Raw genomic sequence first — 21,095 nt, 5'->3', positions numbered from 1 at the left:
GACCCCGGACATCACGAGATGCCTCGCCTTACACCATGCCGAGAGCGGCCTTGTAGAGGTCCAGGATGGACTCCTCCTCCTGGCGCTCGGCCTGGTCCTTCTTGCGCAGCCGGATGATCGCGCGCATCGCCTTGGTGTCGAAGCCGGTGCCCTTGGCCTCGGCGAACACTTCCTTGATGTCGTCAGAAATGGTCTTCTTCTCCTCCTCGAGCCGCTCGATGCGCTCGATGAAGGCACGCAACTGGCCGGCGGCAACAGTCTGGCTGGTCTCTGTGATATCGTCGGCCATGTTTTTCTCCAAAAAAATCGATGCTTCGCCGCGACTCGGCAACCGTGCCGCCGCAAATTTCTGCGGTTCGATGCCCGACCGGGGACGGCGGGTCAAGCGGTTATCGAACAGGCTGGCAGGGCTGCCGACAGAAGCCGACAGTCTGTGGCTCTCTCTTGCGAGATCTCAATTGAAGGCGATCAGCAGGTCCTTGGCATCGATCTGGTCGCCGGCCTTGACCAGCACCTCGGCGACCGTGCCGTCACGCTCGGCATGCAGCGCCGTTTCCATCTTCATCGCTTCGATGGAAAGCAGCACGTCGCCGGCCTTGACGGCCTGGCCGGCGGCCACCGCGAGCGCCGAGACGACGCCCGGCATCGGCGCCCCGACATGCGCCTCGTTGCCGGGTTCGGCCTTGCGCCTTGCCTTCGCGGCGGACGCGCCATGCGCCCGGTCGGGCACCTTGACGCGGCGCGGCTGGCCGTTGAGTTCGAAGAACACGGTGACCATGCCCTTGTCGTCCACGTCGCCGATCGCCTGGCAGCGCACGACCAGCGTCTTGCCCTTCTCGATGTCGACGAACACCTCGTCTTCCGGCTTCATGCCGTAGAAATAGGTCGGCGTCGGCAGCACGCTGACGGGACCGTAGGTTTCCTGCGCGGCCGCGAAGTCCGAGAAGACCTTCGGATACATCAGCCAGGAAGCGAACTCGTATTCGCTGAGCTTGCGCTCGAGCTTCCGTTCGATCTCCTTGCGGCTGGCCTTGAGGTCTGCCGGCTTGAGCAGCGAGCCCGGCCGCGCCGTGATCGGCCTGTCGCCCTTCAGCACTTTCTTCTGCAGCGCCTGCGGCCAGCCGCCAGGCGACTGGCCGAGATCGCCGCGCAGCATCGAGACGACCGAGTCCGGGAAGGCGATGTCCCTCACCGGGTTCTCGACGTCGGCGACGGTGAGATCCTGGCTGACCATCATCAGCGCCATGTCGCCGACCACCTTGGACGACGGGGTCACCTTGACGATGTCGCCGAACATCAGATTGACGTCGTGATAGGTCTGCGCCACCTCGTGCCAGCGCGTCTCCAGCCCAAGCGAACGCGCCTGTTCCTTGAGGTTCGTGAACTGTCCGCCCGGCATCTCGTGCAGGTAGACTTCCGACGCCGGCCCCTTGAGGTCGCTTTCGAAGGCGGCATACTGGTTGCGCACCGCTTCCCAGTAGAAGGAGATCCTCCGGATCCATTGCGGGTCGAGCCCGGGATCGCGCTCGGTGCCCTTCAGCGCCTCGACGATCGAGCCCAGGCAGGGCTGCGAGGTGTTGCCGGAGAACGCATCCATCGCCGCGTCGATGGCGTCGACGCCGCTCTCCACCGCCGCCAGAACCGTTGCCGCTGAGAGCCCCGATGTATCGTGCGTGTGGAAATGGATGGGCAGGTCTGTCGCTTCGCGCAGCGCCTTGAACAGCACGCGCGCGGCGCTCGGCTTCAACAGCCCGGCCATATCCTTGACCGCTATGATATGGGCGCCGGCCGCCTCGAGCTCTTTCGCCAGCCCGACATAATATTTCAGGTCGTACTTCGCCCGCGCGGGATCGAGAATATCGCCGGTATAGCAGATCGCCGCCTCGATCAGCTTGCCCTCGGCGCCGACCGCGTCCATGGCGACGCGCATGTTCTCGACCCAGTTCAGGCAGTCGAACACCCGGAACAGGTCGATACCGCCTGATGCCGCCTGTTTGACGAAATGCTGCACGACATTGTCGGGATAGTTGGTGTAGCCGACGCCGTTGGCGCCCCGCAGAAGCATCTGCAGCAGGAGGTTGGGCGCCGCCTCGCGTACCAGCGAGAGCCGCTCCCAGGGATCCTCGGTGAGAAAGCGCATGGCGACGTCGAAGGTGGCGCCGCCCCAGCATTCAAGCGAAAGCAACTGCGGCAGGGCACGCGCATAGGTGCCCGCTATGCCGGCGATGTCGTGCGTGCGCACACGCGTCGCCAGCAGGGATTGATGGCCGTCGCGCATCGTCGTGTCGGTGACCAGCACCTCTTTTTGCGTGCGCATCCAGGCGGCGAATTTTTCCGGACCGAGCACGTCAAGCTTCTGCTTGCTGCCGCCGGGCACATTGCCGTTGAGGTAGGGCACCACGGGTGCGGCGGCATCGGCTTTCGGCTGCGGCCGGCCGCGCGTCTCGGGATGGCCGTTGACGCTGACGTCGGCAAGATAGTTGAGCAGCTTCGTGGCGCGGTCCTGGCGCTTGACCTGCTCGAACAGCTCCGGCGTCGTGTCTATGAACTTGGTCGTGTAGGAATTGTCGGCGAAGCTCGGGTGGTTGATGATCGCTTCGAGGAAGGTCAGGTTGGTGGCCACGCCGCGGATGCGGAATTCGCGCAGCGCCCGGTTCATACGTGCGATTGTCTCGGCCGGCGTCGGCGCCCATGCGGTCACCTTTTCCAGCAACGGGTCATAGAAGCGGGTAATGACCGCGCCCGAATAGGCGGTGCCGCCATCGAGGCGGATGCCGAAGCCGGTGGCGCCGCGATAGGCAGTGATGCGGCCATAGTCCGGGATGAAATTGTGCTCGGGATCCTCGGTGGTGATGCGGCACTGCAGCGCGTGGCCGTTCAGCCTGATGTCCTTTTGTGCCGGAACGCCCGATTCCGGCGTGCCGATGGCGAAGCCGTCGAGAATGTGGATCTGCGCCTTGACGATGTCGATGCCCGTCACCTGTTCGGTGACGGTGTGCTCGACCTGGATGCGCGGATTGACCTCGATGAAATAGAACTTGCCGGTGTCGGCGTCCTGCAGGAACTCGACCGTGCCGGCGCCGATATAGCTGGTTTCGCGCGCGATCTTCAGCGCATGGCCGCACAGCTCCTGGCGCAGCTCCTCGCTGAGATAGGGCGCGGGCGCCCGCTCGACGACCTTCTGGTTGCGGCGCTGGATCGAGCAGTCGCGCTCGAACAGATGCACCGCATTGCCACTGGTATCGCCCAGGATCTGCACTTCGACATGGCGGGCGCGCTCGATCAGCTTTTCGAGATAGACCTCGTCCTTGCCGAAGGCGGCTTTCGCCTCGCGCTTGCCCTCGGTGACCTCGCGGGCGAGATCGGCCTCGGCACGGATGGCGCGCATGCCGCGCCGCCGCCGCCCCCACGAAGCCTTCAGCATCAGGGGATAGCCGATCTCCGTGGCAAGTTTCTTGACCGCCTCCATGTCGTCCGGCAACGGATCGGTGGCGGGAATGACAGGCACGCCGACCTCGATGGCCAGATTGCGCGCCGCGACCTTGTTGCCAAGCCGGCGCATCGTCTCCGGCTTGGGTCCGATGAAGGTGATCCCGGCTTCGGCGCAGGCCTCGGCGAATTCGGGGCTTTCCGAAAGCAGCCCGTAACCGGGGTGGATCGCATCGGCGCCCGACAACCTGGCGACGCGGATCACCTCCTCGATCGAGAGATAGCTTTCGATCGGCCCCATGTCCTTGTTGAGATGCGGCCCGCGCCCGACCTGGTAGCTCTCGTCGGCCTTGAAGCGATGCAACGAATATTTGTCCTCCTCGGCCCAGATCGCCACCGTTTTGAGGCCGAGTTCATTGGCCGCGCGAAACACGCGGATGGCGATTTCGGACCGGTTGGCGACGAGGATCTTCGTGATGGCCAAGGATTGGGCTCCAGCAGCGGAAGGAAGAGCAGAAGCGCCATGATTAGCGTGAAAATGCTGCAGTGCAAACAAAATTTGACGCGCGTTTAAACCGATTTAAACCCGAGTCTTCGCCTTGAGCGTGGCCCCAAACGGCTGAACATCAGTGGAAAGCCGCCGCTGTCCTCAAAACGAGGATCTTTGCCAGATAATAAACGCGCGATCGCTGCTTCCGTAAAAGAAAATGCCCGGCGCGAGGCGCCGGGCATTCCGTGAAGTCAATTCGGACAGGCTTACATCTTCTGGACGTAGGTGTACTTGCCGTCGTCGCCCTTCTTCCACTCGTACATGACGTAGCCGGGCAGCGTCGGGTCACCCTTGGCGTCGTAGGAGAGGTCGCCGAGCACGGTCTTGAACGGACCCTTCTCATGCAGCGCCTTGGCAACTTCCTGCGGGTCGTTGGACTTGGCAGAGGTGGCTGCCTCGGCGATCGCCTGCATGGCCGCGTAGGCGTAGAGCGTGTAGGCCTCCGGCTCGAAGCCCTGCGCGCGGAACTTCTCGACCAGTTCCTTGTTGGCCGGGATCAGGCGAGGGTCCGGGCCGAACGTGTTGAGTGTGCCCGCGACCGCGTCGCCAGCGATCGAAGCCAGTTCGTTCGACACGATGCCGTCGCCGGAAACCAGCGTCGCCTTGAGGCCCTGGTCGGCCGCCTGGCGGATGATCAGGCCGGCTTCAGTGTGCAGGCCGCCCCAGTAGATGATGGAGACGCCGGCTTCCTTCATCTTGGCGATCAGCGCCGAGAAGTCCTTGTCGCCGACATTGACGCCTTCATACATGACTTCCTTCACGCCCTTGGCGTTCATAGCCTTCTTGGTCTCGTCGGCAAGGCCCTGGCCGTAGGTGGTCTTGTCGTGCACGACGGCGATCTTGGCGTCCTTGAAATTGGCCGCCAGATAACCGCCGGCGATGCCGCCCTGCTGGTCATCGCGTCCGCAGGTGCGGAACACGTTCCACAGGCCGCGCTCGGTGAACTGGGGGTTGGTCGCGGCAGGCGTGATCTCGACGATGCCGTTTTCCGCGTAGACTTCCGACGCCGGAATGGAGACGCCCGAGTTGAAGTGGCCGACCACGAACTTGACTCCGTCGCCGACGAACTTGTTGGCGACCGAGATGCCTTGCTTCGGATCGGAGACGTCGTCGCCGACTTCGAGCTTGATCTGCTCGCCGTTGATGCCGCCCGCCGCATTGATGTCGGCGACCGCCTGCTCCGCGCCCTTCTGCAACTGTGCGCCGAAGGCGGCATTCGGACCCGTGATCGGGCCAGCAACGCCGACCATTAGATCAGCCCACGCATTGCCGCTGAACGCGATCAGCGCGGTCAGGGCGACGGCGGACAAAAGTGATTTTTTCATTTAAACGCTCCCATTAACGGAGTGGGCGTGGATGAAGCTTTCATGCGATGCCCACCCTTATCGCAGAAAGCATAGTTTGCCGATTTTCAGGCACTTGTCACGCCGATTCATCCCCGAAACGGCGTTAATGATGAACGTCAACCTTTCGGTTTCCAGCTCAAGATTGAAGCTCTTTCGTAGAGCCAATTATACTGTGTCACCATCTGGTTGGTTCGTGTGTATTGATAGCCGACGAAGCCGAGGATCATCAGTACGATGGTGTCGACGACATAGTAATGCAGCGAGAACATCGTGCCGTTGAACAGCGCGTGATGGATGAAGCGGATGCCGATGCCGAGACCCAGCAGATAGGCGAACAGCTGGACGAAGCTGCGCCAGGTCTGGGCACTGGCCTTGCCGGTCATCCATGCCGCCCAGCCGCCGAGCAGGCAGGTGACGAAGAAGAACTGCCAGATGGACGGTTCCTCGTAGAGAATGCCTTGCATGGTAAGGACTCCTGAACTCAGTGATGGCCGCCTTCGAGATAGGCGGCGCGCACTTCCGGATTGGCGAGCAGTTCCTTGCCGGTGCCGCTCATGGTCACATTGCCGTTGACCATGACATAGCCGCGCGTCGCCAGCTTCAGCGCGCCGAAGGCGTTCTGCTCGACCAGGAACACGGTCAGCCCCTGCGTGCGGTTCAGCTCGCGAATGGCATCGAAGATCTGTTTGACGATCAGCGGCGCAAGACCGAGCGACGGCTCGTCGAGCAGAAGCAGCTTCGGCCGCGCCATCAGCGCGCGCCCGATCGACAGCATCTGCTGCTCGCCGCCCGACAGCGTGCCGCCGCGCTGGGCGATGCGCTCCTTCAGGCGCGGGAACAGTGCGAACACCTTCTCGACGTCCTCGTCATAGTGCTTGAGGTTGTCGAGGCTGGCGCCCATCTGCAGATTTTCCATCACCGTCATGCGCGGGAAGATGCGCCGGCCTTCCGGCGACTGGGCAATGCGCAAGCGCGCGATCTCGTGCGTCGGCAATTGGGTGATGTCGGCGCCGGCGAAGGTGATGGTGCCCGCGCGGGCGCGCGGCGCTCCAAAAATGGTCATCATCAGCGTCGATTTGCCGGCGCCGTTGGCGCCGATCAGCGCCACGATCTCGCCCTCGTTGACGGTGACGTCGACGCCGTTCAGCGCACGGATGTTGCCGTAATAGGTCTGCACGCCCTTGATATCGAGCAGCGTCTTCCCGGCCATCACTTGCCCCCTCCGCGCTTGGCCCGAACGGGCTTGCCCGCTCCTGTCGCGGGCTTTGCTGCCTGCTTACCGGAAGCATGGCTCGTCGCCACCTTGCCGGCGTCGACGCGGCGCGAGAATTCCGTGTCCTTGCCCTGGCTAAGCAGCCTGGCCTGCTTGACCCATTCTTCGCGGGCGATGCGTCCGTCAAAGGCGAGATACGCTTCGACGGCCTCGACATCGGCCTTCTTCCAGGCGCCGATCTGGTCGAAGTGGAAGATGCCGTGTTCGTTGAGCTTCTTCTCGTTGACCGCGCCGATCCCCTTGATGCGGGTGAGATTGTCGGCTTTGCCGCCGCGGGGCGCCGTGAGGCGGTTCGAGATGCCCGCGGCCTTCGCGGCCGGCGTCTTGGCCCCTGTCTTGACACTCGCCTTGGTGGCCGGCTTCGCCGCCGGCTTGGTCCGCGAAGCAGGTGCTGGCGCGACAGCCTTGGCCGCAACGCTCGCCGCCCGCGCATCGACCTGCGCCGCCTTCGAGGCGCCCTTCGACACCGTGATGCGCTCGCCTTCGCTGTGGCCGACCGTGTCGCTCACCGGGCCGGCGAGATAGGACGACGATGTTCCCGGACCATGCGCGGCATCGGGACCGGTATCGAGTTGCTCGATGACGTCCTCGTCGCCGACTTCAGTCAGCACGGTCTCGACCTCCTCGTCGTCGACGCCGAGATAGGCGGCGATGACGCGCGGATCGGTGCGCACCGACTGCGGATTGCCGTCGGAGATCTTGCGGCCGTATTCCAGAACCACGACGTGATCGGAGATCTGCATGACCACCGACATGTCGTGCTCGATCAGCAGGATCGAGGTGCCGGTGTTGTTCTTGATGTCCATCAGCAGGTCGTTGAGCGCGGCCGATTCCTTTGGATTGAGACCGGCGGCGGGCTCGTCGAGGCACAAAAGCTCCGGGCCGGTGCACATGGCGCGCGCGATCTCGAGGCGCCGCTGCGCGCCATAGGGCAGGTCGCCGGCCGGATCGTCGGCGCGGTCGACCAGATCGGCTTTCTCAAGCCAGTGCTTGGCAAGTTCGACGGATTCGGCCGAGGCCTTGCGGTAACCGCTGAAGCCGAACAGGCCGAGCACCGTATAGCCCGAAGCCTTCATCAGCTTGTTGTGCTGGGCAACGAGCAGGTTCTCGAGCACCGTCATGCCCGAGAACAGGCGGATGTTCTGGAAGGTGCGCGCCACCTTGGCGCGCGCCGGGATCTCATGGTTGGGCAGCCGTTCGAGCAGGTAGATCGAGCCGTCCTGCCGGGTGAGAGTGATCATGCCTTCCGACGGCTTGTAGAAGCCGGTGATGCAGTTGAACACGGTGGTCTTGCCGGCGCCGTTGGGCCCGATCAGCGCGGTGATCTCGCCGCGCCTGGCGGTGAAGGACAGGTCGCCGATCGCGACCAGGCCGCCGAACTTCATCGACAGGTGTTCGACGTTCAGGATGGCGTCGTTCATGGAGGGGTTCGCGTTCATCAGCCGTGCCCCTCCTTGGTGAAGGAACTGGAGACAGCCCTTCGCACCTTGAGGAAGGCGGTCGGCTCACGGCTGCCGACAAAGCCGCGCGGCTTCCACAGCATGACGATCACCATGGCCATGCCGAACAGCAGCATACGGTAGAGTTCCGGCGTGAAGTCGGGTCCGAAGACCTGCTTGAGGAAGTCGAGTTCGCGCAGCACCTCGGTGCCGCCGATCATGACCAGAGCCGCGACGGCAATGCCGACCAGTGATCCCATGCCGCCAAGCACGACGATGGCCAGGATGATGGCCGATTCCAGGAAGACGAAGGATTCGGGGCTGACGAAGCCTTGCCGGGCGGCGAAGAACGAGCCGGCAAAACCGCCGAACATGGCGCCGGTGGCAAAGGCGGTCAGCTTGGTGGTCGTGGTGTTGATGCCGAGCGAGCGGCAGGCGATCTCGTCCTCGCGCAAGGCTTCCCAGGCGCGGCCGACCGGCATGCGCCTCAGCCTGACCGTGACGAAGGCGGTGAGCAGCGCCAGCCCCAGGATGAGGTAATAGAGGAAGATCTTGTAATAGGCGCTCGATGTGGCGATGTTCAGCACCTTGCCGATGTAGTTCGGATCCGAGACGTTGAAGCTCATCAGGCCGAAGAAGGTGACCTTCGGGATGCCGGAAATGCCGGCCGAGCCATTGGTCACCTCGCGCCAGTTGATGATCACCAGCCGGATGATCTCGCCGAAGGCAAGCGTCACGATGGCCAGGTAGTCGCCGCGCAGGCGCAGCACCGGAAAGCCGAGCAGCACGCCCCAGAAGGCGGCCATGGCGCCTGCGGCCGGCAGGAGGATCCAGAAGGAGAGGCCGTAATGCGTGCCGAGCAGCGCATAGGCATAGGCGCCGACCGCATAGAAGGCGACATAGCCGAGGTCGAGCAGGCCGGCCAGACCGACGACGATGTTCAGCCCCCAGGCCAGCATGACATAGATCAGGATCTGGATACCGAAATTATCGACCCATTTCAGCGACCCTTGCAGCCCGCCGACGAGCGACCACGACATCAGCGACAGCATGCCCACGACAATGATCGGATAGAGCACCAGTGCGGCGATGCCGAGTTTTGTGAAGTTGGCATGGATGAAGCCGCGGAAATAGTAGATCACGCAGGCCAGCGCGTAGATGACCGCAAGGGCGCGCAGGAATTGCAGATAGCCGGCCGGCTCCGCCCCTACCCAGCCGGCGAGAGACCTGCTGAAGACGAACAGCAGCGCCGCGACGATGACGGCCACGATGAAGGCTGGAAAGAGGAAGAAGCGCGACGCCACGCTGGCCGGCAGCAAGCCGGTGGCGACGTCGGCGATCTTCTGGTTGGCCAAAAAGGGCTGGCCGTAGGCGACATAGAGGAAGCGGCCGACGGCGGTGGCGATGACCACTGCGGCGAGCAACCCCCAGCGCTGCACCAGGATCAGCTCGTTTGAGATGTTCTGGTCGGTCTTGAGCCCGATAAACAGCACGAACAGGCCGAGCGCGATGGCACCGGCATAGAAGGCCTCGCGCAAGGCGCGCTGCATGGGCGTGGCTGCGACGGTGTCGCGCTCGGGAGATACGGTGACGGCCATGATCTCAGACCTTTTCGACTTCTGGCCGGCCGAGAATGCCGGAAGGCAGGAAGATCAGCACGATAGCCAGGATCGAGAAGGCGGCGACATCCTTGTAGTCGATCGAGAAATAGGCCGACCACATGCTCTCGATGAAGCCGATCAAAAGACCGCCCAGCACCGCGCCCGGCAACGAACCGATGCCGCCCAGCACCGCTGCGGTGAATGCCTTCACGCCGGGCACGAAGCCGTCCGAGAAGGCGATGACGCCGTAATACATCAGGAACAGCGTGCCGGCGACGGCGGCAAGTGCCGCGCCCATGATGAAGGTGATCGAGATGGTGCGGTCGACATCGATGCCGAGCAGCGCCGCCATCTTGCGGTCCTGCTCGCAGGCGCGCTGCGCCCGGCCAAGCGAGGTCTTGTTGACCAGGTACCAGAACAACACCAAGAGCAACGCGGTGACGACGACGATGATGATCTGCTTCAGCGACACGCTGATGCCTTCGATGTTGTAGACCTTCGACACCATCGGCGGGATCGGCTTGTTGCGCGGGCCTTGCGTCACCTGCACGAAATTCGACAGCGCGATCGACATGCCGATGGCGGTGATCAGCGGCGCCAGCCGGAACGAGCCGCGCAGCGGCCGGTAGGCCACCTTCTCGATCGTCCAGTTGTAGAGGCTGGTCAGCAGCATCGCCACGATCATCATCACCAACAGCGCGATGACCACGGGAACCGAATAGAACAGAGCGCCCAGGATGAGGAAAACGATCAGCGCCGTGAAAGCGCCCACCATGAAGATATCGCCATGAGCAAAGTTGATCATGCCGATGATGCCGTAGACCATCGTGTAGCCGATCGCGATCAGCCCATAGATCGATCCCAGCGTCAGCCCATTGATAAGCTGCTGGACAAAATACTGCATGTGTACATGGCTCCCCTGGAATGTCGCCCATGCAGACGCATTCCTTTTCGTATTTCCCCTAGTCGTAAGGTTTCGAGGCGGGATTGCAACGTCATTTTTTGAACGTCATGCGTGTTTCCGACTGCACGCCGTTCGATTGCCCGTTTTTTCGCACCCGCCCCCTGGACTATCGCGGACCCTATCATTGGCATAACGCAATGTCTTTGACGATTAAGCGTCATCATGCGCTCCATTTCGAAGAAATCGCCGTCAAAATAAGTTGATGAGACGATTCGTTGCGCTCGTGACAGCAATCCTTTTTGTCCTTCCCGACCTTCCGCAGCGTGATGAATCGCCTATTTGACGACGAAGCCGTGCGCGAACGGATCGCGGTCATCGATGAAGATCGTGTTGAGCCCGGTCATGCGCGCCCAGCCGCCGATCGAGGGAATGATCGCCGGCTTGCCTGCGACCGTGACGTCTTTTTCAACCTTGCCCTTGAACAGCGAGCCGATGATCGATTCATGGACGAACGCATCGCCGGCCTTGAGCTTGCCCTTGGCATGGAGCTGCGCCATGCGCGCCGAGGTGCCCGTGCCGCACGGTGAGCGGTCGATCGCCTTGTCGCCGTAGAAGACCGCATTGCGCGCGTCCGCACCCGCCACCGTCGGCTCGCCGGTCCACAGCATGTGCGACAGCCGGTTGATGCCCGGATTCTCCGGATGCACGAATGAGTATTTCTCGTTGAGCCGCTGCCGCACCACCGGGCTCCAGGCGATGAGGTCGCCCGCGGAATGATCAGCCATGTCGCGATAGTTTTTCTGCGGCTCGACGATGGCGTAGAAATTGCCGCCATAGGCGACGTCGACGACGATCTCGCCGAGCCCGGGGCATTCGACCGTCAACCCCTCGGCATGGAGGAAGGAGGGCACGTTGGTGATGCGCACCTCCTCGACATATTCGCCGACCTGTTTGTATTCGGCGATGACCAGGCCGGCCGGTGTGTCGAGCCTGAGCACGCCGGGCGTCTTCGGCTTGATCAGCCCGTGCTCGATGGCCATCGTCACCGTGCCGATGGTGCCGTGGCCGCACATTGGCAGGCAGCCCGAGGTCTCGATGAACAGGATGGCGATGTCGCAATCCTCGCGCGTCGGCGGGTAGAGGATCGAGCCGGACATGACATCGTGGCCGCGCGGCTCGAACATCAGGCCGGTGCGGATCCAGTCATATTCGGCCAGGAAATGCGCGCGCCGCTCCATCATCGTCGAACCCTGGAGCAGCGGGCCGCCGCCGGCGACCAGTCGCACCGGGTTGCCGCAGGTGTGGCCGTCGATGCAGAAGAAGGATTTCCTGGCCATGACGCTCCTCGAAAAATCAAAACCGTTGTGGACTGAAGGGGGCCACGTCGATCGGCGGAGTCTGCCCCAGGACAAGCTCGCGGATCAACCGTCCCGTCGCAGCAGCCTGAGTCAGGCCAAGATGGCCGTGGCCGAAAGCGTAGACCACCGGCCGGCTTCCCGATGCGCGGCCGACGACAGGCAATGAATCCGGCAGCGAGGGACGAAACCCCATCCATTCGCGTCCGCCCGAAGGATCGAGGCCCGGCAGGAAGTCTTGCGCCTTGCGCAGCAGCGCCTTCGAGCGCGCGTAGTTGGGCGGCCGCTCGATGCCGCCGAGCTCAACCGCGCCGCCGATGCGCAGGCCCGTGTCGAGCGGCGTGATGACGAAGCCTTGGCCGGAGAAGATCAGCATCCGCTTCACCTCGAAGGCGGCCTTTGGCAACGTCGTGTTGTAGCCGCGCTCGGTTTCGAGCGGAATGCGATCGCCGAGCTGCCGCGCCAGCAGATGCGACCAGGCGCCGGCGGTGACGACCAGGTGCCGGGCTTGCCGCGTCGTGCCGTCGGCCAGCGTCAACGTCGCGCCGTTCCCGTCCGCGGCGACGCCGGCGATGCGGGCCTTCTCGAACCGCGCGCCCTTGGATTGCGCATAGTCCCAGATCGCCTTGCCGAGCAGTTTTGGATCGGCGATTGTCTTCCAGCCCGGCACGAACGTGCCTTTGCCGAAGCGCGGCGACAGGCCGGGCTGCAGCTCCGCCAGCTCCTCGCCGCCGACATGGCGGAAGCCGATGCCGAAGCGCTGGCGCGCCGCCCAGCCGGACAGCGAGGCCTGGAATTCGGCCCCGCTTTCGTAGAGTTCGAGCGAGCCATCCTCGCGCAGCATCCGCCTCGTGCCGGAGCGGTCGAGCAGGCCCATCCATTCGGCCTCGGCGAGCGCCATCATTGCGGCCTGCGCCGCCAGGCCAGCCTCGTAGTGCTTCGCCGAGCCGGCACGCCAGAAGCGGATCAGCCAGGGCAGCAGCTTCGGCAGGTAGGTGGGCGGGATGGCGAGCGGGCCGAGCGGATCGGCCAGCCATTTCGGCAATTGCCGGAGCATGCCCTTGTGCGCCAGTGGCAGCACGTCGGAAAAGGCGAAGGCGGCGGCATTGCCGGAGCTCGTCTCCTCGCAGATGCCGGTGCGGTCGTAGACCGTGACGTTTCGCCCCGCCTCGGCAAGAAACGCCGCCGCGCAGATGCCGATGATGCCGCCGCCGACGATGGCGATATCTATTTCTTCTCCCTGTTCACGGGGAGAAGACGCCCGCAGGGCGGGGCGCCGCCGCGCTTCCATCGATTTGGAACTTCCTGTCACCTGGGCGCCGCCTCTCGGAAGAAAGCCTCAGAACGCCGGTAGTGTCGGCCGCACCGCCAGTGCGTCCTTGACGATCTTCTCGACCGCCTTGCGGCGCTCGCCCGACAGCGGCTGGCGCGGCATGCGGACGCGGTCGTTGGTTTGAATGGCGAACACCTCGGCAAGCTTGATGTTCTGCACCAGATAGGTCGAGACGTCGAGATCAAGCAGCGGCCGGAACCAGCGATAGATGGCGAGCGCCTCTTCGCGGCGGCCCCGCTGCATCAGCTGGTAGATCGCCACCGTCTCGCGCGGGAAGGCGGTGACGAGACCGGCCACCCAGCCGATGGCGCCCACCGACAGCGCCTCGAAAGCGAGATTGTCGACGCCGGTAAACAGGTCGTAGCGGCTGCCCAGGCGATTGATGATCTCGGTCGAGCGCCTGATGTCGTCGGAGGATTCCTTGATGGCGACGAAGCGCTCGTCCGACGCCAGCTCCTCCATCTGGTCGACGGTGACATCCACGCGGTAGGCGAGCCGGTTGGAATAGATCATGACCGGCAAGTCGCCGGCCTCCGCGACGGCGCGCAGCGCCGCCACCGTCTCTTCCGCATTGGTATGGTAGATCGGGCTGGGCACCACCATCAGGCCGTTGGCGCCTTCCTTGGCGGCGCGGCGGGCGATGCTGGCGGCCTCGCGTGTCCCCGCCTCGTTCACCGTCAGCAGCACCGGTTTCTTGCCAGCCACCTTCTGCGCGGTTTTCAGCACTTCAATCTTTTCGTCATGGGACAGCATCGGCCCTTCGCCGAGCGATCCGCAGACGATGATGCCGTCGCAGCCGGCCTCCATCTGCAAGCCGAAGCAGCGCTCCATCTCGGCATGGTCGAGGCGGTCGTCCGTGGTGAATTTAGTCGTGACGGCTGGGAAAACTCCGGTCCACATGGTCATCGCTCCTCTGATATATCAGCCGTATATCTATTAAGAAAGCCGCTGTCAACACGGATTCTCCTATGATATATGCAAAATATATCAGGAGACTGCCTTTGATATCCATGCAAATGAGCGCTGCGTTCGAGCCGGCTGCGACCAAGGCCTATCGCATGCTCGAGCATATGATTGTCACGCTCGAACTGGCGCCGGCGAGTTTCGTCACTGAAGGCGGCCTGATCGAGAAGCTGGCGCTCGGCCGTACGCCGGTGCGCGAGGCGATCCAGAGGCTGGCCTGGGAAGGACTGCTCGACGTGCGGCCGCGCGCAGGCATCGCCATCGCGCCGCTGCACCCCGGCGACTGGCTGCGCGTCCTCGACGCGCGCCGCGGCGTCGAGGTGGTGCTGGCCCGCTCCGCGGCGCGCTTCGTCACCCGCGACGCAGCCGACCTCTTCCACGATGCCGCGCTTGCCATGCAGAAGGCTGTCATCTCCGGCAACGTGCTTGCCTTCATCCAGGCCGACAAGACGCTGGACGAGGCGCTGGCGCGGGCTGCCGACAACCCGTTCGCGGCCAGGCTGGCTGCCCCGCTGCAGACCCATAGCCGCCGCTTCTGGTTCCGCTACAAGGCCGATACCGGCCTGGCGGAATCGGCCGAACATCACGTCGCGCTGATCCGCTCGATTGTCGACGGTGACGAGGAAGCCGCCGCGAAGGATGCCAAGCGGCTGATGGCATTGCTGCGCGCCCATGCCGAGGCGGCCGCCACACGTTGAAGCATACCGCCCGACACCGACCTCGGTTCAGGACAGTGCATGCCCAAGACTACGCGTCGCCTGAACCGCTTCGACGCGATGAGGCTCAGGCTCCTGGCAAGGCCGCCTTGATCGTCGGGCTGTCCCAGCCCTCGCCGACGGACAGGATGCAACTCTGGCCCTTGGTGTCGGAGGCGAGGACGGTCCAACTGCCCTGTTCGGAAACGAACACCTCAAGCACCACGTTGGGATTGATCAGACCACGCCCGGCCTCGCTTTCGTGGAAATTCTCGCCGAGCGCCTTGACGATGTCGGCGCGTGCCGCACATTGGCCGGCTGCATTCGCCGGCCCTATCGATAGCGCCGCCGCGGCGCATAGCAGCATGGACATAAGACGTTGTGCCATCGGACACCTCCTTGCGCCCGACGATGCGATGCTAACGGTCAGCCGTCGGCGCTCTGGTTGCCTTCCATGCCTCCTCCAGGGCAGGATCGTAGCTCTAAGTCCTGGCGCCCTCGCCGGTTCCATCACATTAGCGTTTGCAAAATAAACGGCCCGAGCCAGGGGACTCGGGCCGTAGATTTTTGGGTGGTCCTGCCGGCCCGCGCGGCCGCAGCCGAAGGACGCGCAAGCGGACAAGCGTCCGGCTAGTTCATCGTCGGGATGACGAACTCGGCCCCGTCCTTGATGCCGGCCCGCGCGCCCCGCAGCCGAAGGCGAGGACGCGCAAGCAGACAAGCGTCCGGCTAGTTCATCGTCGGGATGACGAACTCGGCCCCGTCCTTGATGCCGGACGGCCAGCGCGAGGTGACCGTCTTGGTCTTGGTGTAGAAGCGGAACGCGTCCGGACCGTGCTGGTTGAGATCGCCGAAGGACGACGCCTTCCAGCCACCGAACGTGTAGTAGGCGATCGGCACCGGGATCGGCACGTTGACGCCGACCATGCCGACCTGAACCCTGGAAGCAAAGTCTCGCGCGGCGTCGCCGTCGCGCGTGTAGATGGCGACGCCATTGCCCATCTCGTGGTCATTGGCGAGCTTGATGGCGTTCTCGTAGGTCGGCGCGCGCACCACCGACAGCACCGGCCCGAAGATCTCTTCCTTGTAGATGCGCATGTCCGACGTGACGTTGTCGAACAGGCAGCCGCCCATATAGTAGCCGTTCTCGTAGCCCTGCATCTTGAAGCCGCGACCGTCGACGACCAGCTTGGCGCCTTCCTTGACGCCGATATCGACATAGCCCTTCACCCGCTCCAGCGCCTGAGCGGTGACCAGCGGGCCAAAATCGGCGGCGGAATCCGTCGAGGGGCCGACCTTCAGGCTTTCGACGCGCGGCACCAGTTTTTCCATCAGCCGGTTGGCGGTGTCGTTGCCGACAGGGACCGCCACCGAGATCGCCATGCAGCGCTCGCCGGCCGATCCGTAGCCCGCGCCGATCAGTGCATCGACGGTCTGGTCCATGTCGGCGTCGGGCATGATGATCATGTGGTTCTTGGCGCCGCCGAAGCACTGCACGCGTTTTCCCGACGCAGTGCCGCGCGAATAGATGTAATGAGCGATCGGCGTCGAGCCGACGAAGCCGATAGCCTTGATATCGGGGTCGTCAAGGATGGCGTCGACGACTTCCTTGTCGCCGTTGACGACATTGAGGATACCGGCAGGCAGGCCCGCCTCGATGAACAGCTCGGCGATGCGGATCGGCACGCCCGGGTCGCGCTCGGAAGGCTTCAGGATGAAGGCGTTGCCGCAGGCGATCGCCGGCGCGATCTTCCACAGCGGGATCATCGCCGGAAAGTTGAACGGCGTGATGCCGGCGACGACGCCGAGCGGCTGGCGCATCGAATAGACGTCGATGCCGGGGCCGGCACCGTCGGTGAATTCACCCTTCATCATGTGCGGCGCGCCGATGCAGACCTCGACCACTTCGAGGCCGCGCTGGATGTCGCCCCTGGCATCGGCGATCGTCTTGCCGTGCTCTCGCGCCAGGATGTCGGCCAGTTCGTCATAGTCGCGGGCGACCAGTTCAAGGAACTTCATAAGGACGCGCACGCGGCGCTGCGGGTTGGTCGCGGCCCATTTCGGCTGCGCCGCCTTGGCGTTCTCGACCGCCGCGCGCAGTTCCGCCTGCGAGGCCAGCGCCACCGTGCCGCGCACGGAGCCGTCCATCGGCTGCATCACGTCCTGCTTGCGGCCGCTGGTGCCGGCGACACGCTTGCCGCCGATGAAATGACCGTATTCGATCATGATGTCTCTCCCTGTGTTTATGATGGTGCATTGTCCGCCTTTGGCACGCCGATGGCAACGCGAGGGAGAACGCAACCGTTGTGCAGAAAATAGACAGCGGTTGACGGGAGAGCATCAATTCTCGCAAATGAGAAGGGTCACAAAGATGACGTTCACGGATTGATAGATTGAGTTCCTTCACGCCCCTCTGTCCTGCCGGACATCTCCCCTGCCTTCACCCTCCCCCTTGTGGGGAGGTCGGCGAGCCGTCGGAGCGGAGCGGAGATCGTTCGACGGGGTGGGGATCAAGCGCCGGCGTCGCCCCTACCCCGCTCCGCTACGCGGATCGACCTCCCACAAAGGGAGGGTAAAATGAACTGGGATGACGTCCGCATCTTTCTCGCCGTGGCGCGCGCCGGGCAAATCCTTGGCGCCGCCAGGCGGCTGGAACTCAACCACGCCACCGTCTCGCGCCGCATCGCCGCACTTGAAGACGCGCTGCGCACGAAACTCTTTCGCCGGCTGACCACCGGCAGCGAGCTGACGCCCGCCGGCGAGCGTTTCCTCGATATTGCCGAGCGCATGGAGGGCGACATGATCGCCGCCCGCTCGACAATATCGGGCGAAGGCGACGACGTTTCGGGCACGGTGCGGATCGGTGCGCCGGACGGGTTTGGCGTCGCATTCCTCGCCCGGCGCCTCGGCGCACTGACCGCGCTGCACCGTGAATTGACGATTCAGCTCGTACCGGTGCCGCGCTCCTTCTCCCTGTCTCGCCGCGAGGCCGACATTGCCATCACCGTCGAGCGCCCGACCGAGGGCCGGCTGGTAGCGGGCAAGCTGGTCGACTACTCGCTCGGCCTGTTTGCCTCGCGTGCCTATGCTGAAGCCCACGGCCTGCCCCAGACCGCTGCCGAGCTGGGACGGCATAAATTGATCGGCTATGTGCCGGACCTCATCGTCAGCCCGTCGCTCGACTACGCCGCCGAATTCAGCGCTGACTGGCGCACCAGCTTCGCCATTTCCTCCGCGCTCGGGCAGGCCGAAGCGGTGCGGTCGGGCGCCGGCATCGGCATCCTGCACACTTTCGTCGCCCGCTCGATGCCGGAATTGGTGGCCGTCGACGTGGTGGCGCCCATCCGCCGTGCCTACTGGCTGGTCTATCACGAATCGGTCAGGCCGCTGCGCCGCGTCCAGATCGTCGCCTCCTTCATTACAAAGGCGGTGGAGCGGGAGAGAAATCTTTTCGTCTGACGCATGTCGGCCATCGCAGCTTCTTCCACGACACGGAGAACGGCATGATGGTGCTCGACCCCGCCTTCTTCGCCAGATGACGAGTATCTCGCCCATTCCAATCGGTCGCCACCGAAGTGACCATCCCGTGGGCTTACCGGCTGCTGTTCGACGAGGGCTGGGTGAAACAGGCGTTCTGACGCGATATCCCCCGGCCGCACCCGCCGATGGCGAGCGGGCGGCGTCTATTTCAGATAGCGCTCCTGCGCCAGCGCGCGGGCGTCGATATCGGGCACTTTGTTCGAGATGATGTCGGCCAGCACCTTGGCCGAGCCGCAGGCCATGGTCCAGCCGAGCGTTCCATGGCCGGTGTTGAGGTAGAGATTGGAAAGCTCCGTGCGCCCGATCAGCGGCGGCCCGTCCGGCGTCATCGGCCGCAGGCCGCACCAGAACGTCGCCTCCCGCATGGCGCCGGCTCCCGGGAACAGGTCGCCGACCGAGTGTTCGAGCGTGCGCCGTCGCGATTCGTGCAGCCGGAGGTCGAACCCGGAAATCTCGGCCGTGCCGCCGACGCGGATGCGGTCGCCGAGCCTCGTGATCGCGACCTTGTAGGTTTCGTCCATCACCGTCGACACCGGTGCGGCGGCGGCATCCTTGATCGGCACCGTGATCGAATAGCCCTTGACCGGATAGACCGGGATCGGCCGCTTCATCCGGCGCATGAAGTCCGCCGAATAGCTGCCCAGCGCCATCACATAGGCATCGGCGGACAGCCAGCCCTTGCTGGTGCTCATATTGTTGACGCGGTTGCGGCTGCGGATGACGCGCCATATCGTCGTGTCGTATTCGAACTTGACCCCGCGTGCCACGCAAAGCTCGGCCAGCCTGTCGGTGAACATCTTGCAGTCACCGGTCTCGTCGCCCGGCAGCCTCAGGCCGCCGACGAATTTTTCGCGCACCGCGGCCAGAGCCGGTTCCGCCGCGATGCAGCCGTCTTGGTCGAGGATTTCGTAGGGCACGCCATATCTCTTCAGCACCTCGACATCGCCTGATGTGCCGTCGAGCTGCTTTTGCGTGCGAAACAGCTGCAGCGTGCCCTGCGTCCGCTCGTCATAGGCTATGCCGGTCGCCTCGCGCAGCGCCTTCAGCGTGTCGCGGCTGTATTCGGCCAGCGGCACCATGCGCGATTTGTTGACCGCGTAGCGTTCGGCGGTGCAGTTGCGCAGCATCTTGACCAGCCACGTCCACATATGCGGATCGAAGGCCGGCCGCACCACCAGCGGACCATGCTTCATCAGCAGCCATTTGATCGCCTTGAGGGGGATACCGGGCCCGGCCCAAGGCGAGGCATAGCCGGGCGAAATCTCGCCGGCATTGGCGAAGCTGGTTTCCAGTCCCGGCCCTTTCTGGCGGTCGATCACGGTCACCTCGTGGCCAGCCTCGGCGAGATAATAGGCCGTGGTCACCCCGATCACGCCACTGCCCAGCACCATGATTTTCATTCATTCACTCCTTGCCGCGCCGAGCGTCCTCAGGACGCCCGTGGACGCGGCCGTATTTTCGATTTGCGCATGATCCCGAGCGAAAATCGATGTCGATCTTCGAGACCACGCGCCGTTGCCCATTCACGCCGCCGAGGGACCGGGGTCGTCTTCTTCTGTCTGCCGCATTCCGGCCGTCTCGCCAAGAGGCCGCCAATCGGCTGCGGCACTGTAGACGAGCCTGGGCCCGTGCGGTCGCCGCGCGTCAGCCTGGTCTTTCTGCTTGATCGTGCGCCGGGCAGCTTCCGGCTGGTAAAGCACGGCCTTGATCAGGATCGACTCCCGCCTGCCGTCGGCGTGTTCGACCGTTGCCGTCTGGCCTTGCGCCATGCCAAGCATGCAGAGCCCGCGCCTCGTTGCGACCGACAGGCTCGAGCCGACCGGCCCGCGCACCTCGTGCTGCACCAGGGTTCGCGTCTCGGCGGGACCGGCATCGACGCCGAACACCACCCTGCTGTTCAGCGTAACGATGTCGGGGCCGACCGAATCGATCGGCACGACATCGGCGCCTGAAAGCTTGTGTTCGAGCATGCGCACGATCGGATCCGCGAACGCCCGTCGGCGCTCCAGCATGAATTCGAGAACGGCGAAGTCCTTCGTCGTCAGGCAACAATTCGTGCTCGTCATCACCGCCTCGCCATCAAGCTCGTTGCGGGCCGGAAGCCGGCGCATCGACGGCCTCGACGGTCACTGACAGTTCCCGACCGCCACGACCGTTCCAGCAAACCGCCTGCCCAACACTCGCGCCAATGAGCGCGGTTCCCATCGGCGTCAGCACCGAGATGCGGTTCTCGGCTATGTCGGCCTCACCCGGGTAGACCAGCATGATGCGCTGGGCGTCGCCGCTTTCGCCGCGCACGATCACCGTCGAACCCATTCGCACCACACCGGCCGGCATCGCCGCCGCGTTCGTGACGACGGCCCTGTCCATTTCCGAAAGCAGCTCCTCGGCCGTCTCGGGCGCGCGATCGAGCAAAGCCCTCGCCAGCCCCGTTAGCCTGTCATGGTCGGCGTCGCTGATCAGAAGATGGCTGTTTGGACGCAGTTCTTTCGCGTGTTGCATGGCAAACCTCATGGACCGGCGCATCGAGCGGATGCGCGCCTGCCGGCGCGCTGGCGGCGGCGTGATGAAAGGCCGGCAGCCGCGAAGGGCTGTTCGGCTTGATGGCGATTGTGGATGGATGGATGCCCCGGTACGGACGGACGCCGGAAGGCGGCCGCGCCGGGG

At 64.2% G+C, this 21,095-nt stretch carries 18 protein-coding genes; 2 read left to right on the top strand and 16 right to left on the bottom strand.

Annotation, left to right across the window (positions count from 1 at the left end):
* Window positions 1-28: 28 nt before the first annotated feature.
* The 11 genes from FJ972_RS05535 to FJ972_RS05485 form a co-directional block, all read right to left on the bottom strand.
* Complete coding sequence (locus FJ972_RS05535; protein WP_140493089.1) at window positions 29-289, bottom strand: DUF2312 domain-containing protein; 261 nt, start codon at window positions 287-289, stop codon at window positions 29-31.
* Between the two features lie 165 nt (window positions 290-454).
* Entirely contained in the window at window positions 455-3,913 is a 3,459-nt protein-coding gene (pyc, locus tag FJ972_RS05530; protein WP_226880506.1) for a pyruvate carboxylase, read from the bottom strand.
* 272 nt (window positions 3,914-4,185) lie between these two features.
* Window positions 4,186-5,304 (bottom strand): branched-chain amino acid ABC transporter substrate-binding protein, encoded by a 1,119-nt coding sequence (locus tag FJ972_RS05525; RefSeq protein WP_140493083.1) that lies wholly within the window; start codon window positions 5,302-5,304, stop codon window positions 4,186-4,188.
* A gap of 137 nt (window positions 5,305-5,441) precedes the next feature.
* The gene (locus tag FJ972_RS05520) at window positions 5,442-5,789 is read right to left on the bottom strand and encodes a DUF6867 family protein (protein WP_140493080.1); all 348 of its coding nucleotides are present in this window, start codon (window positions 5,787-5,789) and stop codon (window positions 5,442-5,444) included.
* A gap of 17 nt (window positions 5,790-5,806) precedes the next feature.
* Window positions 5,807-6,535, bottom strand: coding sequence for an ABC transporter ATP-binding protein (locus FJ972_RS05515; protein WP_140493077.1), 729 nt, complete (start codon window positions 6,533-6,535; stop codon window positions 5,807-5,809).
* Window positions 6,535-8,037 (bottom strand): ATP-binding cassette domain-containing protein, encoded by a 1,503-nt coding sequence (locus FJ972_RS05510; RefSeq protein ID WP_140493073.1) that lies wholly within the window; start codon window positions 8,035-8,037, stop codon window positions 6,535-6,537. Before FJ972_RS05510 ends, FJ972_RS05515 begins: the two co-directional genes overlap by 1 nt.
* Window positions 8,037-9,587: a high-affinity branched-chain amino acid ABC transporter permease LivM gene (gene livM / locus FJ972_RS05505; protein ID WP_404928016.1), complete on the bottom strand. Its 1,551-nt coding sequence runs from the start codon at window positions 9,585-9,587 to the stop codon at window positions 8,037-8,039. The genes FJ972_RS05510 and livM overlap by 1 nt, the downstream gene beginning before the upstream one ends.
* A 52-nt stretch (window positions 9,588-9,639) precedes the next feature.
* Window positions 9,640-10,542: a branched-chain amino acid ABC transporter permease gene (locus FJ972_RS05500; protein WP_140493067.1), complete on the bottom strand. Its 903-nt coding sequence runs from the start codon at window positions 10,540-10,542 to the stop codon at window positions 9,640-9,642.
* Between the two features lie 335 nt (window positions 10,543-10,877).
* On the bottom strand, window positions 10,878-11,879 hold the full coding sequence (locus FJ972_RS05495) for a 4-hydroxyproline epimerase (RefSeq protein WP_140525023.1): 1,002 nt from the start codon (window positions 11,877-11,879) through the stop codon (window positions 10,878-10,880).
* A 16-nt stretch (window positions 11,880-11,895) separates the two neighbouring features.
* Window positions 11,896-13,188: an NAD(P)/FAD-dependent oxidoreductase gene (locus tag FJ972_RS05490; protein WP_181173481.1), complete on the bottom strand. Its 1,293-nt coding sequence runs from the start codon at window positions 13,186-13,188 to the stop codon at window positions 11,896-11,898.
* Window positions 13,189-13,236: 48 nt separating this feature from the next.
* Window positions 13,237-14,130: a dihydrodipicolinate synthase family protein gene (locus FJ972_RS05485; protein WP_140517527.1), complete on the bottom strand. Its 894-nt coding sequence runs from the start codon at window positions 14,128-14,130 to the stop codon at window positions 13,237-13,239.
* A 116-nt stretch (window positions 14,131-14,246) separates the two neighbouring features.
* Between FJ972_RS05485 and FJ972_RS05480 the strand changes: the two genes are divergently transcribed.
* Window positions 14,247-14,891, top strand: a complete 645-nt coding sequence (locus FJ972_RS05480) for a GntR family transcriptional regulator (protein WP_224518934.1) — start codon at window positions 14,247-14,249, stop codon at window positions 14,889-14,891.
* A gap of 85 nt (window positions 14,892-14,976) precedes the next feature.
* Here the strand turns inward: FJ972_RS05480 and FJ972_RS05475 are convergent, their stop codons facing one another.
* Together FJ972_RS05475 and FJ972_RS05470 are read right to left on the bottom strand one after the other, a co-directional pair.
* Window positions 14,977-15,276, bottom strand: a complete 300-nt coding sequence (locus tag FJ972_RS05475) for a hypothetical protein (RefSeq protein ID WP_140517526.1) — start codon at window positions 15,274-15,276, stop codon at window positions 14,977-14,979.
* Between the two features lie 341 nt (window positions 15,277-15,617).
* Window positions 15,618-17,114, bottom strand: coding sequence for a CoA-acylating methylmalonate-semialdehyde dehydrogenase (locus tag FJ972_RS05470; protein WP_140517525.1), 1,497 nt, complete (start codon window positions 17,112-17,114; stop codon window positions 15,618-15,620).
* 351 nt (window positions 17,115-17,465) lie between these two features.
* Between FJ972_RS05470 and FJ972_RS05465 the strand changes: the two genes are divergently transcribed.
* Entirely contained in the window at window positions 17,466-18,347 is an 882-nt protein-coding gene (locus tag FJ972_RS05465) for a LysR family transcriptional regulator (RefSeq protein ID WP_140525022.1), read from the top strand.
* 224 nt (window positions 18,348-18,571) lie between these two features.
* Here the strand turns inward: FJ972_RS05465 and FJ972_RS05460 are convergent, their stop codons facing one another.
* The 3 genes from FJ972_RS05460 to rnk all read right to left on the bottom strand — a co-directional run bounded on the left by FJ972_RS05460 (window position 18,572) and on the right by rnk (window position 20,930).
* Window positions 18,572-19,828, bottom strand: coding sequence for a D-amino acid dehydrogenase (locus FJ972_RS05460; RefSeq protein ID WP_140525021.1), 1,257 nt, complete (start codon window positions 19,826-19,828; stop codon window positions 18,572-18,574).
* A 123-nt stretch (window positions 19,829-19,951) separates the two neighbouring features.
* Entirely contained in the window at window positions 19,952-20,539 is a 588-nt protein-coding gene (locus FJ972_RS05455) for a nucleoside-diphosphate kinase (RefSeq protein WP_140525020.1), read from the bottom strand.
* The gene (gene rnk / locus FJ972_RS05450; protein ID WP_140493045.1) at window positions 20,508-20,930 is read right to left on the bottom strand and encodes a nucleoside diphosphate kinase regulator; all 423 of its coding nucleotides are present in this window, start codon (window positions 20,928-20,930) and stop codon (window positions 20,508-20,510) included. Before rnk ends, FJ972_RS05455 begins: the two co-directional genes overlap by 32 nt.
* Between the last annotated feature and the right edge of the window lie 165 nt (window positions 20,931-21,095).

It is taken from the genome of Mesorhizobium sp. B2-1-1 (genome assembly GCF_006442975.2).
GTDB lineage: Bacteria > Pseudomonadota > Alphaproteobacteria > Rhizobiales > Rhizobiaceae > Mesorhizobium.
Note: the sequence above shows the minus strand (reverse complement) of the source record. Positions and strands in the feature narration are given on the sequence as shown.

Excerpts from the sequence above, each read along its gene's own strand:
- FJ972_RS05475 (WP_140517526.1), bottom strand. The coding sequence starts at position 15,276 with ATGGCACAACGTCTTATGTCCATGCTGCTATGCGCCGCGGCGGCGCTA.
- livM (WP_404928016.1), bottom strand. The coding sequence starts at position 9,587 with ATGCAGCGCGCCTTGCGCGAGGCCTTCTATGCCGGTGCCATCGCGCTC.
- FJ972_RS05520 (WP_140493080.1), bottom strand. The coding sequence starts at position 5,789 with ATGCAAGGCATTCTCTACGAGGAACCGTCCATCTGGCAGTTCTTCTTC.
- FJ972_RS05525 (WP_140493083.1), bottom strand. The coding sequence starts at position 5,304 with ATGAAAAAATCACTTTTGTCCGCCGTCGCCCTGACCGCGCTGATCGCG.
- FJ972_RS05455 (WP_140525020.1), bottom strand. The coding sequence starts at position 20,539 with ATGCGCCGGCTTCCGGCCCGCAACGAGCTTGATGGCGAGGCGGTGATG.
- FJ972_RS05485 (WP_140517527.1), bottom strand. The coding sequence starts at position 14,130 with ATGTGGACCGGAGTTTTCCCAGCCGTCACGACTAAATTCACCACGGAC.
- FJ972_RS05515 (WP_140493077.1), bottom strand. The coding sequence starts at position 6,535 with ATGGCCGGGAAGACGCTGCTCGATATCAAGGGCGTGCAGACCTATTAC.
- FJ972_RS05535 (WP_140493089.1), bottom strand. The coding sequence starts at position 289 with ATGGCCGACGATATCACAGAGACCAGCCAGACTGTTGCCGCCGGCCAG.
- FJ972_RS05460 (WP_140525021.1), bottom strand. The coding sequence starts at position 19,828 with ATGAAAATCATGGTGCTGGGCAGTGGCGTGATCGGGGTGACCACGGCC.
- FJ972_RS05480 (WP_224518934.1), top strand. The coding sequence starts at position 14,247 with ATGAGCGCTGCGTTCGAGCCGGCTGCGACCAAGGCCTATCGCATGCTC.
- FJ972_RS05510 (WP_140493073.1), bottom strand. The coding sequence starts at position 8,037 with ATGAACGCGAACCCCTCCATGAACGACGCCATCCTGAACGTCGAACAC.
- FJ972_RS05500 (WP_140493067.1), bottom strand. The coding sequence starts at position 10,542 with ATGCAGTATTTTGTCCAGCAGCTTATCAATGGGCTGACGCTGGGATCG.
- FJ972_RS05465 (WP_140525022.1), top strand. The coding sequence starts at position 17,466 with ATGAACTGGGATGACGTCCGCATCTTTCTCGCCGTGGCGCGCGCCGGG.
- rnk (WP_140493045.1), bottom strand. The coding sequence starts at position 20,930 with ATGCAACACGCGAAAGAACTGCGTCCAAACAGCCATCTTCTGATCAGC.
- FJ972_RS05490 (WP_181173481.1), bottom strand. The coding sequence starts at position 13,188 with ATGGAAGCGCGGCGGCGCCCCGCCCTGCGGGCGTCTTCTCCCCGTGAA.
- FJ972_RS05495 (WP_140525023.1), bottom strand. The coding sequence starts at position 11,879 with ATGGCCAGGAAATCCTTCTTCTGCATCGACGGCCACACCTGCGGCAAC.
- FJ972_RS05470 (WP_140517525.1), bottom strand. The coding sequence starts at position 17,114 with ATGATCGAATACGGTCATTTCATCGGCGGCAAGCGTGTCGCCGGCACC.